Here is a 477-nt window from a genome sequence, read left to right as displayed (position 1 = left end):
GGATACCTGTCCGCAGGCTGCGTTCACCCAGTTCCATGCGGTCATTGCCCGCCACTTGCGGCTGACGGCGGACGAAATGGTGGTCTGCGGCATGTCGCTGGGCCATGCCGACCCGGCGGCCATAGAGAATACCCTTAGTACGGAGCGTGAACCGGTAAGCGAGTTCGCGCGTTTTCTTTCTTGAGGAGCAGATAGCAGAGTAACCGTCGTGTATCGATGCAGTGCGCAACCCGTTTTTTCCGGTCGCCGGATGCCTTCTCGATCCGGGCTGGCGTGGTGCGTGCTTGCGGTGGAATTACCACAGTCCGAGTCGGGCGAGCGCCACGTGTTGTGTGATGTCTGACCCGCTTTTTTCATAATGTGGAATTGTTTGCAAATCGAACTTTAAAGAGGCTTCGTAAGTCTTTAATCTTGCTAACAATTTCTTTTTTTCCTAAACTGGCGCCATCCTAGCTGCGCGCTGAATGAATCATGTTC

The 477-nt window shown here is 54.3% G+C and carries 1 protein-coding gene; it reads left to right on the top strand.

Annotation, left to right across the window (positions count from 1 at the left end; translation table 11 throughout):
- Positions 1 to 184, top strand: a 184-nt coding sequence (locus tag AC1DO7_RS41485; protein ID WP_477117605.1) for a nitroreductase family protein, incomplete at its 5' end; no start/stop codon positions are given.
- Between the last annotated feature and the right edge of the window lie 293 nt (positions 185 to 477).

This window comes from Cupriavidus sp. 05N40 (genome assembly GCF_056397305.1).
Note: the sequence above shows the minus strand (reverse complement) of the source record. Positions and strands in the feature narration are given on the sequence as shown.